This window comes from Brevibacillus sp. FW301-21C12A, from assembly GCF_058788915.1.
Genome location: NZ_JBYTBG010000064.1, coordinates 1 through 15,855 on the forward strand (window position 1 = coordinate 1; position 15,855 = coordinate 15,855).

9 protein-coding genes and 1 pseudogene are annotated in these 15,855 nt (G+C 39.8%); 1 reads left to right on the forward strand and 9 read right to left on the reverse strand.

The features are described from left to right. Positions 1-71: 71 nt before the first annotated feature. The 9 genes and pseudogenes from brxL to AC3WQH_RS23800 all read right to left on the reverse strand — a co-directional run. A pseudogene (gene brxL / locus AC3WQH_RS23760) lies at positions 72-1,421 on the reverse strand (protease Lon-related BREX system protein BrxL); the annotation flags it as partial. A gap of 15 nt (positions 1,422-1,436) precedes the next feature. Continuing rightward, complete coding sequence (gene pglZ, locus AC3WQH_RS23765) at positions 1,437-3,995, reverse strand: BREX-1 system phosphatase PglZ type A (protein ID WP_431809864.1); 2,559 nt, start codon at positions 3,993-3,995, stop codon at positions 1,437-1,439. An 83-nt stretch (positions 3,996-4,078) separates the two neighbouring features. Continuing rightward, positions 4,079-7,597: a BREX-1 system adenine-specific DNA-methyltransferase PglX gene (pglX, locus tag AC3WQH_RS23770; RefSeq protein ID WP_431809863.1), complete on the reverse strand. Its 3,519-nt coding sequence runs from the start codon at positions 7,595-7,597 to the stop codon at positions 4,079-4,081. A gap of 77 nt (positions 7,598-7,674) precedes the next feature. Then, entirely contained in the window at positions 7,675-11,229 is a 3,555-nt protein-coding gene (gene brxC / locus AC3WQH_RS23775; protein ID WP_431809862.1) for a BREX system P-loop protein BrxC, read from the reverse strand. Between the two features lie 19 nt (positions 11,230-11,248). Continuing rightward, on the reverse strand, positions 11,249-11,815 hold the full coding sequence (locus AC3WQH_RS23780; protein WP_431809861.1) for a DUF1788 domain-containing protein: 567 nt from the start codon (positions 11,813-11,815) through the stop codon (positions 11,249-11,251). 11 nt (positions 11,816-11,826) lie between these two features. Next, a complete protein-coding gene (locus tag AC3WQH_RS23785) occupies positions 11,827-12,423 on the reverse strand; it encodes a DUF1819 family protein (RefSeq protein ID WP_431809860.1) in 597 nt (198 codons plus the stop codon). A gap of 17 nt (positions 12,424-12,440) precedes the next feature. Beyond that, complete coding sequence (locus tag AC3WQH_RS23790; protein WP_431809859.1) at positions 12,441-12,716, reverse strand: TIGR04540 family protein; 276 nt, start codon at positions 12,714-12,716, stop codon at positions 12,441-12,443. Positions 12,717-12,825: 109 nt separating this feature from the next. Next, positions 12,826-13,707 carry a hypothetical protein gene (locus tag AC3WQH_RS23795; protein ID WP_431809858.1) on the reverse strand — a complete coding sequence of 294 codons (882 nt, stop codon included), beginning with the start codon at positions 13,705-13,707 and terminating at the stop codon, positions 12,826-12,828. A gap of 2 nt (positions 13,708-13,709) precedes the next feature. Further along, complete coding sequence (locus tag AC3WQH_RS23800; RefSeq protein WP_431809857.1) at positions 13,710-14,375, reverse strand: TauD/TfdA family dioxygenase; 666 nt, start codon at positions 14,373-14,375, stop codon at positions 13,710-13,712. Positions 14,376-14,862: 487 nt separating this feature from the next. Here AC3WQH_RS23800 and istA point away from each other — a divergent pair. After that, positions 14,863-15,855, forward strand: a 993-nt coding sequence (istA, locus tag AC3WQH_RS23805) for an IS21 family transposase (RefSeq protein WP_492332283.1), incomplete at its 3' end; no start/stop codon positions are given.

Here is a 15,855-nt window from a genome sequence, read left to right on the forward strand (position 1 = left end):
TATCCCCCTCTGTTCTTCTGATATCAGCTTAACAAGATAAGGGGGTATGACTCAAATCCAATTTTGGGGCTTAAAAGATATTTCAGGATCTCTTCTACGTTTTCTCTCGTAAAATCTCCATTCGGATATAAAAGCTTGATCAGCCCTGACACTGTTTTACGAACGGCAATTACGTCACGTTGGTTCAGGTTGTTGCCGAGTTTAAAGTAACGGTCAAGGGCATCGGCAAAGGAACGCTTTCGCATTTCCCTGAAGTATTCCGCCATGTAATCGACAATGAAACCATACTTGTCAGTAAAGAAATCTGGACGCATTTTAGGAATTTCCCAACCAGGAAGATAATAGTGCATCCGATCAAAAAAGGCGGTATCATTAGCCATGGCTTCAGGAAATGGGGCAAAAAGATGGGATGTTTTTATCAGGGAATCCAAGCTCTGATTGATATTACCGACAAGTACCATTGATGCTGATGCCGCTTTTTCTTCTTTTCCCCTTGCAAATGAACCAGATGCCATATAGTCCTTCATAATCTGGATGCCGTCTTTATCCTTGAACTGGATCCCAGCCACTTCATCAAAGGCAACTGTATCCCACAAACCGACAAGTCCAACTTTTTTAGTTGACATGTTGTAGAACAAGTTCGCTACCGTAGATTGTCCGCCAGATACCAAGATATAGTTCGGGGATATTTCTTTATAAACGTGAGATTTCCCTGTTCCTCGTGGACCCAGCTCACACATGTTGTAGTTGTTCTCTACAAGCGGCACAAGCCTAAGCAATAAATGCCACTTTACTCTTTCCTCCAGATGTGTCGGCTCCATACCCGTTGAACGAATCAGGACATTGATCCATTCCTCTTTGGTAAAGTGCTTTCTGCCTTCCATGATCTCGTTCAAGTCCATGTTAGGCATCTGAATGGGTTTCAAACTGCTTATGCTGAATGGGTTCACGTTTCTGATTTCTTCATCGAAGAAGTATTCCATCTTCAACATGCACCAAATTCCGCCCGCCAGCAGTTTGTCATACTCTTTCACATAATTGGGAGAGAGGGGAACACCTTTCAACCCCAGATTCGAGAATTCCGCTTCATACGTATCAATCTTGGTATTGAGCGTGACCGTAACCTTGTCAATGATGGAATACTGTCCGATCTCACGAATTCTGGACTTAATTTTTTCCGCTTCGTCAGGTCGTACGAAATTTTCGGCGAGGATCTTCTTAACCCGTTCCACACCTTCTCGGATGTTATCCTCGTCGTCCGTCGCCGCATACATGCCAAGCAAGTATTCAAGCACATAAACGGGGACGTTTGCTCCTTCTTTAATCATTTTGGTTAAATCTTTCCGAACGACTCTGCCCGAAAACACTTCATTCAACTTTCGGTCTAAGTCTATTGAATGATCCTCTCTAAGTTGCTCCATCTCCGTCCCCCTCTCTTAAAAATCAAAATCGCTGATGATCCCCAGATTTATCGTAAATGGAATCTTTTCAACAATTACATTTGTCTCCGTGTCCTTAATGACAAGGTAATAGTTCTTATTCTTATCGTAAGGAATGGACTTTAAGGCAAAACGAAGCTTGAATGTACGTTCCTCTGGCTTATCAAATGTCCGGTCGCAAATCAGAGTTTCTTCATTACTGATGACGGAATCCCTATCGTCGGCCATGTAGATTTTTACAGTACGAGGAATCCGCTTGTCCTCAACCTTTTCGGTTTGGAAGAAAGTCAGGTTGAACAAGCTATTGGTAATTTTCCTGGTCGTGTTTGTGAGTTTTACGTCTACCTTTTCGATTTCCCGACTATTCTTCTGCCCACTTCGGATGTTTTTGAACTGAATCAGTGGAACAACAATTTCCTGGAGACTTCCACCACCGTGGACATAATTGACCCCAGATCCCTGCATTTTAAAACGAATTGTCGCTTTTGGAACGTATGCCGTAATACGGTGTTCGTTTTGTATCAATGAATCCAAGCTGATATCGAGCAGACCGCTTTTCTCACCCGAATCCTGGGAAAGCAAATATCTTCTCTTGATCTCAAAAGCATGGATGCCTTCTTTCTCAATTTTATCGCTTTCTTCTAACGCTTCCCGCTGATACATAAACCCATGATCGGCTGTGACGAAAATATTCGTACCACTAAGGTCGTCTCGAATGATCTTGATGATGTTATAGATCTCCTCAATCGCTTTTTCCGCCGCTGTGAATGTGTAGATCTCGGTGGATGCCTTATCCCCCATTGCATCAATACTATCATGGTAAATGTAAATGAGCTTTTTTCCCTTGAAAGATTCTCTTCGCCCTGCTTTGTTCATGGCAAACAACTCTTGAAAATGTACCGCTACACTTTCGGCAACAGCAGCTTGCAATATTTCGATCCGATTCTCCATACCACTGGAGGATTTACCGTCTATCAACACTCTCCCGTTTAAATCGATTTCCAGATTTTTATGCGGAAGCAATGATGCCATCCCCAGCTTTGTCACGGACGGGATAACCCCTAACAATGGTTGGATCTCACAAGCTCCTTTTGTTTCCGAATTGAGCTTGTCCGAAAGTTCCGCCGCTATTTCATAACGAAGAGCATCAGAAATGATGACGAATACCCGATCACCTTGGTGTAATTTCGGAGCAACAAAACTTCTGTAGAAATCCTTTTGATTCTGAACCCCTGGGATCATCCAGCTTGTTTTCATCTCATCATGAACAGCGGCAGACCAATGTGAGCTTAATTCGCCCGTATACCAATTGGTGTACAGGTTTTCAACCATCACTTTAAGCTTCTTGAGAATTTCGCTGTTTGTTTCATTGTCATATGCCACATAAAACTTTCTGTAATAAGTATCCATTTGATGGTACTCGTTAACGTAGGCTCGGAACATATCCAATGCCTGGGCTTTCGGGATACCCAAGCTATACTTTTTGTAGAACTCAAACATTTTTACGGTATAGTACAATGCCTCGTAAATAGATTGATACTTATCATAAAAATGCTTCGCTCTCCGTAAATTGATCAGCTTGATGTATTCTCCATAATCTTCAAGCCTTGCATCGAGACTGTTTGCGATATATATAATGATTGCCTTATCGAAATAAGGGAACGTATCTGCCGTCTTGAATTCCTCTACAGGAATTTGATTCACAATATCGGCAAGCTTAATTTCTTTTTCCGCCATTTCTGCAAGCTCATCATACACATGATAATCCGTTTTGTGATGCATCCAGTGATCGATGAAAACGAATGCATTCGACTTATTGCGAGTGGCGATATAATTTTTGATTAGAGACAGATGCCGCTCTTCGATTGCGTGACTTAGTGCAGAGACAGTCAAATGAAGGAATAACCCCTTCAGGGTTGGATTGCTTTGCTCGAAACCATACCGTTCGGAGACATATTTCCAGAATACTTGGGTGTCAAAAAACTTACTGATCATATCCAGATATTTGTTCTCGTTGTCGATTAGATTATCCATGAGAATAACCTTTACAACATCCTCAAAATCAGGCGACTTCAGATTGCATAAAACACTCATAATCGCCAGTTCAATCGTTTCCTCTGAGAAAGTTATGATGTCAAACGCCTTAAATTTTCGAAGGCGGTCTTTATTTCCAAAAAACTTCTCGTATTTTTTTACAACACTTCTCAGGGATGCATCGATCTTCAACTCATTCATAATGAGCGAGATCTTATCCGCATAAAAGCTTTTCGAGTACAAGAGAGTATCCAAAAGCCAGTTGTCTTCCGTTGCCATATCCTGGATAGTATAAATCAGATAATGTGAAGCTGGATCTTCTTCCTCGAGGAGATACTTTGTATAGAAGCTGTTACCTTCCGTCAATTTGTGCACCTTGACGTTCTCTAAGATGATCTCGTCTATGTAATCAACAAATTCCTGATCTTTATCAAACCAGAAAACAATCTTTCGTTGCTCCCCGTCATCAAGCGGTGGGTGAAAGGTTGTCTTCAGCGTATTAATAATCTCATCAATATTCATTACTTCTCAACACCTTTGTTTTGAGGCTAATGGACAGGGATATACCAAAAAAGCTGGTATATCCCCATTGTACCCGAAATCTATTATATTTTTGCAACCAAGCCTTCGAATTTAGCATAATTGACTGCTACACCTTCATCGAGGTCAATCTCGATCTGCATGTCAGCCATATGATGTAGTAGCTCATCATATGCCTTCAGCTCTTCAACCTTCAGATCCAATGCCTTCAATTCTTTCTTAGTATTGCTGATCTCCTTGGCAGTTCCGTCTCCTTCGATAATGCTGAGGAGCGATTTTCTCTCTGCATCCAGCCGATTCTGAAGCTCATGTAAGTAGTCAGTTCTAATTCTCGACAAAGTAGATTTGTCGTAACGATGCATGTAGATCAAGCAGTTGAATGCCTTCTGTTTTCCTGACGTGAAAAGCCAGTATATCGGTCTCTTTTTGTATGTTTGGACATGATCTTTGAAAAAGTCATTAAGGAAGTATCTTCTAATAGCCTCTTTAGCCGTTTCTCCGTCTTTCTTCCCAAGATAATTAGCTATATATTCAAGATTTTCCTCCAAAGTTTCTTCTCCAAAGGTCACTTTAACAAACTCAATGAATCTGGATACAATGTCATCTTCGAAATAAGCTCCCGATAGAATTGGAAGAATATTGTCATTGTCGGGGATAAACTTTTGGTAATTGATTGGATCAAACTTACCTCCCGCAAAAATAATACCTTCTTTATCAAGGGAATATCTTCCAAAAATACATCCGACTGAATAGGATACGAATGATTTAATGTCTCGAATTCTATCAGCCAACCTTATTGTTATATCCTTATCTTCAACTTCAGGGGATAATTCCTCTTGCAAACCATAATCTTCAATAAAAAATAAATTGAGTTCTTCTTCATTTGTTTTAAGCCGAGCATGTTGATTTTTGGAAAAATTATCCCAATTTTCATATGAATCCTTTATTGTTCTACATTTGTATAGTAAGAATGGATGTCGTTTGAAATCCCAAGATAGTTCAAAACAATCCCATTCAGTTTTCGAAATATAGATATTTTCCGATACAAGTTTATCAATTTTTTGGTAAGTTTCTGCATCAATATCTAACTTTATTGGTAATCTTAAAATATCCCCAACCAAATAATGCAAAGTTGAATTCAATAATTTCAAGATTTCAGCGGCTACCTTAGAGTTTAAGTACGCTAAAATATAATTAATATTGCGTAATTGATTTGCGAAAAACGTAGGAGCTTCTACATTAAACAACAAACCAGTCGGTAAATATCTGGCTCCAAATCCTCCTGCCGTTGAATGTGACCAAGTTACTCCTTCTTTAAAAAAGAATCTGTCATTGGCCATTGCATTAAGCCTGCATCCTTTGCACTGTTTTATTTCATATCCATCGTTTTCCCAGTTTACAACATAGTCAAAATTACCATACCATCTTCTATATGCTCCGCCTTTTATTTGAGGTATCCATTTCTTTTGTGTAGAATTAAACTGCTCTCTACTATTCATATTGAAAGCAATATTTTCAATTGCGACCTCGTACCACTGTTTCAAAAATAAATCATTATTTCCTGTTTGTAAGCCGCTTTTGGCTTCACCAATATCCGACAGTTTTTCGTCTTCCACGAAACTCTGTATAATTTTTTTATTTGCCCAATAGGCTATTGGTGATGATGGAATACTTTTGAAGCCCTCTTTATCGACATGATAAAACCCGTTTCTTTCAAAAAACCACTGCTCCTTTTCCTCTAAATTGTCAACATCCCCTTTATCCCGAAATAATCTTCCGTAAGTAGCACGGTATTTCGCAATATTTTCATTGAAAATAACAAATGCAGTTGTTCCGAAATCAGAGCCGAAGACACCCCTACCCAAATGGAGCATATTTACGAATGTTTTATTTTCAATTATATATTCTCTCAACCCCTCATAACTTGATAAAAACATCCATACTGGAATATTAATCATTGAAATCAAACCTGTTGGTTTGCAAAGAAGCATTGCTTTTTCCATAAAAACTGTGCTTAAATCTGATTTCGTATTAGGATAGGTTTGTTTCAAGTAAGTAGCAAGCTTCGGGGTCATTCCATTATTCCCCATATAGGGGGGATTGGTACAGACTACATCGAACTTACGTCCCATAATTCTTGACTGTTGGAGAATACTTGGCATTCTATCCATTAATTCTTCTCTAACAATCATCTTAATTAAATCATAGGACTCTTGCTCAAGATTATTCATTCTCTTTTCAATAGTATTCAAATCAAGTGATTCAACATTGATAATTGACCCATAGTCCTTTGCATCCCAATAAGTATCTCTTAGGTATTCTAATATTTTTATTTGTGTATTTTGCTCCTCTTTTGTCGTCAGACCACCAACAATTATATTGATCATGTCATCTGTAATCCAATTACTTTCTTGTATTGCACATATATTAAGCTTGATGTCTTGTCCGAACACTCTACGAGATTTTTCTCTTGCTTTCATCATTACTGCAAAAGAAGCTAATTGAGCCGCTCGATCATCAATATCCAAACCAAACAGGTTCTTCTCCATGATCAGCTTTGGAATCTCGTGATTAATGTAACCCTTCTCAAGATACATTTCATAAAAGACATCGAATGCATATACAAGGATATGCCCACTTCCGCAACATGGATCAAGAAAAGTAATATCTTCTGGATTTAGATTGCTATATCGGATTTCATCAAGTTTTTTCCTTACTTCTTCTTCTTGCTCTGCTTCTTCCAAATAATACTTCCACTCTGATTTCAATGCACTCTCAGGATAACTGCTTAACCAAATCCGTCCTAACGAGTTTTCCACCATATATCTTACAATCCAATGTGGGGTAAAGAGCTGGGTGGCCGAAGGAATGTTCTCTTTGCTAATCTTGATATTCTTTTTCAGATCAGCAAAAACCTGATCCTTCTTTTCAGAAATGTAGTATTGATAAAGCCAACCGATGATTTCTACCTGTTCCCAATCCGATTCTGGAATAATTGATACATCGGTCATTTCCCGAAGAAATGAGTCTTTCGCTAACAATCCATCTGGAAAAAGAATTTCTTTATAGTCCTCAATAGTTTCGAACATAAACGGGAGATATTTGTTCAAGCTGTTGCATTTCTTAATAATCAAATACTTAAAGAGTTCTTCTGTTTTATTGCTTACTTTCAGTTCATATACCAAATCTTTATCGATATCTAAATCTACCGACAATGCTTCTTTAATAATATCTGGTTCAGGATTATCAGGGTTGCTGGAAGACAACACCCTTACCTTTGTCGGAAGATAGTTGTTCACTTCCATAAATCGTAGTGCTATGAAACGGTTGAACCAGGTGTACGCAACTTCCTCCATAACACGTTTAAATCCTATCTCCTTGATACGTTGAATAAGCTTATCCCGTTGTTTTTTCTCAGTAATGGAGAGTTGTTTGCCATCAATATAGATAGCATCGGAAGTTTCGATTTGAGCTTTTTTTATGTTTTCTTCGGTAATACCAATCTTAAAAGCCTTTGCTTCAACCTTTTTCAGTAGTTCGTTTCGTGCATTTGTAGCAAAGTTCTTCAGAGCTGTCTTATTCATTCATTCTTTCACCAACCCTTATGAAAAATAATATTTCTTCAATTGTTATGCCGCGGCTTTGGCCGCGGCACAAAATATTACTCAATAATTTCAATTTGTTTGTTGTTTTTGATCATTTGCTTTAATTTAACCGATATCGAATGAAGCAATTTGTCTACATCTTCCTCTGTTTTCAGTGTCTTGTCGGCAAGTAAGCTACTGATCTTCACCTTTTCCTTCTGAACAACGACAGTTTCAACACCGTATGTCTCCCCACCATCTTTTGCAACTTGCTTTACTCGATTGTTCCACTCATTGATTTCACGACTAATTTTAATATCCATATTCTCTTTGAAGGTGGAGCTTTGGGTCACAGTTGCATCAACCTTGAAGATATCGGTAAAGCCATCGATACTCTGGAACAAGTTTTTATAGAAGGTCTGGATTTGATTTTTTGTTCCTTCCGATACGCCTTCATGGTTCGAACGCAATTCCAAATGATCAATATCAAGTTGAATTGCATTTCTCGCCGCTGTTTTCTTATCCTCAAGTACCTTCTGAATTGCCTCATCAATCTTATTGACAAGTTCAGGAATCTCTTTGATTCTTCTGTACGGCTGAACTTCTGAAAGAATCTCCTGTAATTTTGTGGCGTGCTTTTCCGTTTCTTCGTTTGATAAGTAAACACTGTTGTCTTTGTACTTATCATAAGCAAGAAGACCTTTGTCAAAAATCTCTTTTTGATTCTCAAAGAAGCTCTTCACATACGAAACGTCTTCTTCCCAATCCAGCAAGTTATCTTCCAGGTCACGAAGCTTGGTGAAGAGCGATACGTTGTCTAATCCTTTGGGGAACTCATTGAAATACTCAAGCCCTTTGTCCAAGAGACTTTTTCCTGGGTATTTTCGACCTTCATAACGCTTTTTCAAACTCGTGATCTCCATGATTTGCCTATCCATGAGATCTCTTACGTCCTTGATAAGTCCATCCTCATCGTCAGCTACATCGGTTTTGTTGAACACCTGTTTACAGATATTTTTAGCGATTTTCAGAAGGGACTCATCAACCTTTACACGCTTCGTCACGATGGCTTTATCTGCATCGTTTGCTTTTGTGAGGACATTGATCAAATTAGCATCTTCAAGTTCCAGGTATTCCGCATTGAATCGGATTCTGATCCGTTGTTCTTTCATTAACTCCGCGATCAATCCTGCGATATCAAGCGGCTTCCATCCATATGGCTTGTCACTGAAACGATCCAAGAGAATCTTGACCCGTACCTGTTTTTGGATACTGTCTTGCAGGCTGATGAAATCAAATACTTCTTTAACAGCCAATTCATTGTGATTTTGTTTTGAGCCATCAATGGTAATTTGTTCGGCATTATTTCGCAAAAGAGAAGCCAGATCCTTCTCAGAATCCAAGAAGGACTTAACAAGCCCCAGCTTGGTGTACACATTCTCAATCAAGGAATGAAAGGCGGTATTGATTTTTTCCTTGATCAAAGCACCTTTAATATCCACTTTGTCGCCATTGATGAAGAAAACGCCACTTTTAATCGCTTCCTCCAACAAATCTTTCACTCTTCGTCTCCGCTCTCTTACCTCTGCTTGTTTGTTATTCAGGATGTTTTGGATACTTTCAGGGAGCTGAGTCGGATTCTTTTTCTTCCGATACTCTTCGATTTTCAGAACTTCTTCCATTTCGTCAATGTACGCTTCATTTCCACCAAGCTTTAAGATCATCTCACCATTTCCAGATGACATCAGCATGAGTTCCTGCTCGGATTTGGCATAATGGTCAGACAATGGAGAAAGGATATTGATCCCGATACTTGATGTTTGATTCCCGTAATTTTTCTCATCCATCTTCTGGTTGTACGAGAACTGATATTGTTGCGAGTAACGGTATTTCTTCTCATCATACAGGTCTTGGAAAATGTAGTTGGCCAGTTCTCTCTTAACCGAATCTTCCTCAATCTTCATTGCTTTGATTTCACGGTTGATATCTTGCTCGTCATCGGTAAGGAAGATATAGAACTCGCCATTCTTCTGGATTAAGGTTTGGGCAATCAACTTTCTCAGTGATGCCTGGATCTTCTCCTTCAACGCCAGCTTGTCTTCATCGATACTTGTCACCATTAAGGTAGCGATATTATCGATGTTCGCTGGAAGCTCTTTAATATACTTGATCATAAAGAGTACCTTTAGAAGATCGACATTAAACTCGTCATCTTTTAAAGCTGGATTCTCATACGCACCTTCAATAACCCTCACGATAGATGGATTCAAAAATTCCTTAATCGTATCGTAGAATGCATAAAATGGAATCAGAGTACCTTCTTGGAAATTCTTGAATCGCAGTCCCGCCTCCTTAAAAGCGGAAAGCATGGAGCGTTCCCCTTCAGAAAGGTGTTTACCAGAGCTTCCATGTTTACGGACTTGCTCAAACACGTTTTGAAGGAGCTTAAACTGATATGGAAGAAACGGATATACATCCGCAAATTCTTTCTCGTCCTCGAATCCTCTCAATTCAGCATTGCTATCCTTGAAGCTGATGAGATTCTTTAGTATCGCACTTTTCTCATGATAAAGAAGCTTCAGCATGTCAGTCGCATGCTCTTTTTTCAAGAGAATCCGTTTCTTGATTACCTCATCAACCGAGATCGATGAAAGGGACAGGCGTGTATCAAAACGCCCCTGGATCCGTGAGAAGTCATCGCCCTTTACCTTAACGATGCTGTCGATGCTCTCTTGTGATGTAACCATGATCCAGACTTTCCCTTTGCAATGCGTTCCCAGATCCTCTGCTACCGTCTGAAGGTTCAACATTAATTGACGGCTATCACCAATGTATTGACCGATCTCATCGACCAAGAAGATCAGGTGGAAGTTGTCGCCCTTCTGGTCAACATACTCTTTCACGTCTTTGGCGAACTTTTCAATGCTGATCTCATAGTTATTTACGCCGTTCTCGAACCAGTTTCTTGCCGACTCCACAGACATTGAAGTGACCTTTGTTAGAGCTTCAATGACATAATCAGCATCAAAATAGAAGGTATTTCTGCGGTCTACCCACTCTTCGCCCGCCGTCGCTTTAAACTCCCGCTTAAAGTCCTCGTACACGCCTTCTTTTGTCAGGTACTTCTCCATCTCTGCAACACCTGGAATGTCTCCATAGAAACCACGGTGTTCATAAAACACCTTCATGAATACACGGAGAATCGCATCTTCCTTAGACTTGTTATCCAAGGGACTTTTCGAGTCTATATTAAAGAGAATGACTTCAGTTTCAACATTAGATGCTCGTTTCATATTTGCCAGAACGATTGGATCCTGGATCTTGTCCGTGAAGAAATCGACTGCCTTTTTATCCTTTACCTTTTTGTTTTCCAACAGATAGGCAAGAATCTTCAAGAAGTGCGATTTACCCGATCCGAAGAATCCAGAGATCCAAACCCCCATCTTATCAGTAGCACCGTCAATACCCTGCTGATAGTTCTCATAAAACTTGGACATGTGCTTATTCAATTCTCTGGTTACGACATATTCGTCGAGTTCCTGGTAAATGTTATCCTCATCGGTCTGAGCGACCTTAATTACCCCTTTAATATTTCTTTCGATATCCTTCTGAAACATGTCTTTAATTAGCACAGACGACTCCCCCTCTTGGTTAGTCAACTAATCGGAACGCTCTATAGTAGTTATCATCTTTAAATCGATCAAACAAGCGTAGCGATAACCCATCGTATTTGCCTGGAAAGAACATAATGACTGGAATTTTATCGAGAACCTCTTGCAAATTGTTCAGGATATTATGGGAGCGTACAAATGGATACACCTTACCTACTCCCGTGATGAGAACTACGTTATGATCTTCCACATGCTCTTTAATCATTTGCAGGAAGATGTCGGGCTTGGCAAAATTGGTCATGGCCTTAAAAAGAGAATCCTTCCCTTGTTTCTCCTCCATTTGAAGGATCCGCTCAAAAATCCGCTTTTCCTTTGCAATCTCAATGAGCATTTTATACAGGTCAAACTCGATAATCTTACGGTTAGAACCTTCGTGACTGAACTCTTTTTTGATATGTATAATGTAGTCCCGAACGATTAACTCATGTTCAGGCTCATAATCAAATACATAAAAACTGATCTCGTTTCCGAGACCCCTGCCTTGGATAAACTTCTCTTCTTTTATCTTAGGTATGATCTTGTCGAGTCTCTTACGCAAATTTGCCATGCCGTAACCTCTCATTCACCCATTGCTTTTACATAAGCAATGTCGCCAATGTTAATGAAGTGCCTCTTCAATTGTTCATCCATTAACAATCGATTTAATTCCCCTGTTTTCTTATCCTTCAAAATTCCTGATTCAAGCAAGATCCGTTGTATCACGTTTTTAAGCTTTTGTACGGTTTGTTCTGTCCAACCAGCTACCCCTACATCTTGCTCAGATTTAGAGGTAAAGTAGAGATTGAGGTCTTTCTTCTCCAAAAAGTAATTATCCGATTCAAGCTTTTCTCGAATGACCTCATTCATAAATTCAAAAAAGAGCCTGTCCGTTTTCATGATGGCATAGAGGTTGATGATTTTCCCCGTCTCCAGCGATTCCTCAAGCACCATTTTTCTCAGGGTATCATCAAGTACAGCAACTCGTCTAAGTACCGAAGGCAAACTTCGTTTCAAGCTCGCCTTTACTTGGTATTGGAAAAGGTTTTCGGTAAGGACTCTCTCCCTAATCTCAGAATCCTCCAACCCCTGTACCTTGAGACTTACGACCTGCTTGAATTCGTAAAACATGAAAGAAGCCCCAGTTAACGTCGCACTATAATCTAATTCTTGAGACATGGTTCAGCTCCCTTCTTTTAGCCAGCAGATTGTTCATTCTGTAGCATTCCGTTCATATGTAAGATTCTTTCAATGACCTCAAGCCTTCTCTTTCCGCACTGTTGCTTGAGGATCGTAGTAAATTCATTATGCTTCAAGATCTTCTTTGTATTGTTGGCGTAGATTTCTAATACATTCTTGATCAGATCATCTTCGCTTAATCCGTTATCCCAGTAAGAATCCACAATGCCATTCAAAGCACTGGCAAGTTCCCTCTGTGTCTTATAGAAGAGTTTGATATCCAAATCGAACACCTCAAACCGCTTTCGCTTATACTCTATTCATATTTTATTCTTACTTTTTTGTTTATGCAAGCAAACCACATTAAGAAAACCGCCATTTTCGGCGGTTCTCATCATCGTTTTAGTCATTTCCATAGTCATAATCATAATCTGGTTCCTCTTCGACACTCTTTAAAAAAACAGGATCTTCTATTACTATTTCCACTTCTTCATAACCAATTAATTTCAAATCACAGTATCTGCAATGAACTTCTGTAGTGTCATAAAAATAAGTATATACAGAATGCCAGGGGGTATCTTCGCTTTCTCCCTCATATTTTTTGTCATTAAATTCCCCGTATGCTATAGCATCATTATTACATGCTGGACAAGGTATCAATTCCTCATTATCATCTACGTCATAAATAATATGGGGTCGGTCAAATTTATACTTTTCTCTATACTTAATTCGGCAAGCTTCCACCCTTGATTCAACAATTGTTTTAAGAGTAGCCGAATGATCAGCAATAATTTTCAAAGCTCGTATTGCTTCATCACGTCCTATCCACTCTTCTAATTTTTTCCCTTGAAACTCAAGCAGAGTCACACAGATTTCCCAAAATGGAGGGAGTATTAAATCTAATTTAAGTCCATCAAACGGTAACAACCCAGAGTGCAGTTCTGCATTTCTTTTGTTCGCCAGCGACATACAAAAGTCTTTTTTCTTTTGATCGAATTTGGGAATTGACAGATGTACCTGCAATCGTTCGAATACTGTTTTGACTTGTATTGTTTTGAAATCGTCATGATTTTTGTAACCACAGGCGACTAATAATCCTTTGGGGTCGTTTGGATCTACTACTAATGATGGATGAACAAATGCCAGTGTTGCTTTACCTAAGAGTTCTAAAGATAAACTGGCCCATAGCAAAAATTCTGACATGTCGGATTCATTTCTCTTTGAAATTCCTTTATTAATAAAAAGCTTGGATTTGTTGTATAGATCCAAATATTCAATTCCCATAACTATCTCTCCTTTATCGATACTCTGAGAAGTAATCTGTCGTTATCCATCATATTACTTTTTCCTCTTCCATGTAAAAATCTCCAATTATCCAAGATCAAAAGATCTCCGAAGTTCCATTTCACTTCAATGAGATCTCTTGGACTAATCAAATTATCGATTTTTGTTAATAGTTCCGTTCCCTCTGATGATGCTGCTTTCATGCAATCTCTATCTAATCTAAAATAGTTTTTATTTTGATGGCTATTATATATAGTCGTTAAAAAACTATTTCTTCCATTAATAACCTTAAATAGCACATTGGCTAATTCAAATCGAAGTTCTTTATCGTGGTTGAAAAGATTTTTGGCATCATAAAGATACGTGGGTCTATCTCCAGAACCTGGATTTATTGAATATAATAATATATATCTGACAGGTATTTTGAAGTAAGCAGTGTCAGTATGAAGAGGAAAGCTATTTAGCCCGTGATTTCTACTCAGCGAATTTTTATGTGCATCTTTCTTTTCTTTAGGAGAGAGGCGATCAATAACTTCCGCCCCCAACCTTGTTCTAATAGGTATACCAATTTGGTTAGATATAGCTATCAGATCCTCTTCATTCAGGCCAGGAATATTTAGTTTGATGTAGCCTACATCTTCAAGTTCTTTTATTGAGATTCCGACCATAGTCACACCCCAATACCAATTCGTCAAATCAACACATATCGCTCCACATGGATTGAGTGATGATTGCAGTAAAAATTCAATCGGGAAATACTGTGTTCGCCCGATACTAACATCTTATACAAAAAAAGAAGGTTAGGAAACCCTAACCCTCGAATCACACTCCTGCATTGTAATAATCTGGATAGTGCAAAATTTGGAACCTGTATTTCATTGCTTCAATGGCAAGAACACTGTTTTCGTAATCGATTGAATTGAACAGATTTCGAACATCGCACGTACCATACCCGTACAACGAAAAGCCGAGATCGACCAGATTACGAGTACCGCCTGTTGTATATCGCATAATAAAAGTACAGAAAATCGCAGCGTAAAAATGCAGAGCTAGCCTGCGTTTTACAAGGCGGAAAAATAAATAGGCACTTGCCAACATCACTCTATTAAGTCTACCTTGGTCTTTGTCCAGAAGAACCAGGGAGATGTGAGAGGAATGTTGAAAGTGCCACAGCAACAGTATATCAAATTTTTGTACGAGAATGAGGATTATTCAATCTCGGAGATTGCGAGAGCCATGGGAGTCAATTGGAGGACAGCCAAGAAATACGCCACAAAGGACGATTGGAATGAACCCGTTTGTCGGCGCAAGAGACGATATCCCGTTCTCGGTCCGTATCTTGACATCATTGATACTTGGTTAACGGAGGAGCAGGCGTTGCCCCGCAAACAGCGTTATACCGCGAAGCGAATCTTTGATCGTCTGCGTGATGAATACAGGTTTGAGGGCGGACGACGCACTGTTGAAGAATATGTAGCCAAACGCCGAAAAGAACTCAAGCTGGAACGTGCCGAAAGCTATGAACGACTCGAACACCCCGGCGGCGAGGCACAGGTTGATTTTGGTACAGCCTATGTTGGGCAACCAGGTCAACTCGTGGAGCGCAAAGTGCTGATTATGTCCTTCCCGTTTAGCAATGCGGCCTTCGCCTTTCCGGTTCGAAAGGAGAACACAGAGTGTTTTCTGGAGGCAATGAAGCGCATCTTTGAACGGATGGGAGGCGTTCCGAGGAAAATCTGGTTCGACAACTTGTCGGCGGCGGTGGTCTCGATTAGCCGTGATGGAAAGCGGTCATGCACCGATCAGTTCCTGCGGTTTGCTACCCACTACCGGTTCGACCCAGAATTCTGTAATCCCTATCGTGGTCACGAAAAGGGGCATGTGGAGAACAAGGTGGGGTACAGTCGGCGTAATTGGCTCGTGCCACCACCGATTTGCGAGACGGATGCTGACCTTGAGACATACTTGGCCCAGGCAGCAGAGGCAGACATGGATCGTCCACACTATGCCAAGAAAGAGCGTATCGTCGACTTGTGGGAGCAAGAACGGAAGAAGCTTTTGGCTATGCCAACCGTTGCGTTTGAGGTTTTCAGGCTTGAACCGGCCCGCTTGAACAAATATCGGGAACTCCGGTTTGAAACAACCACA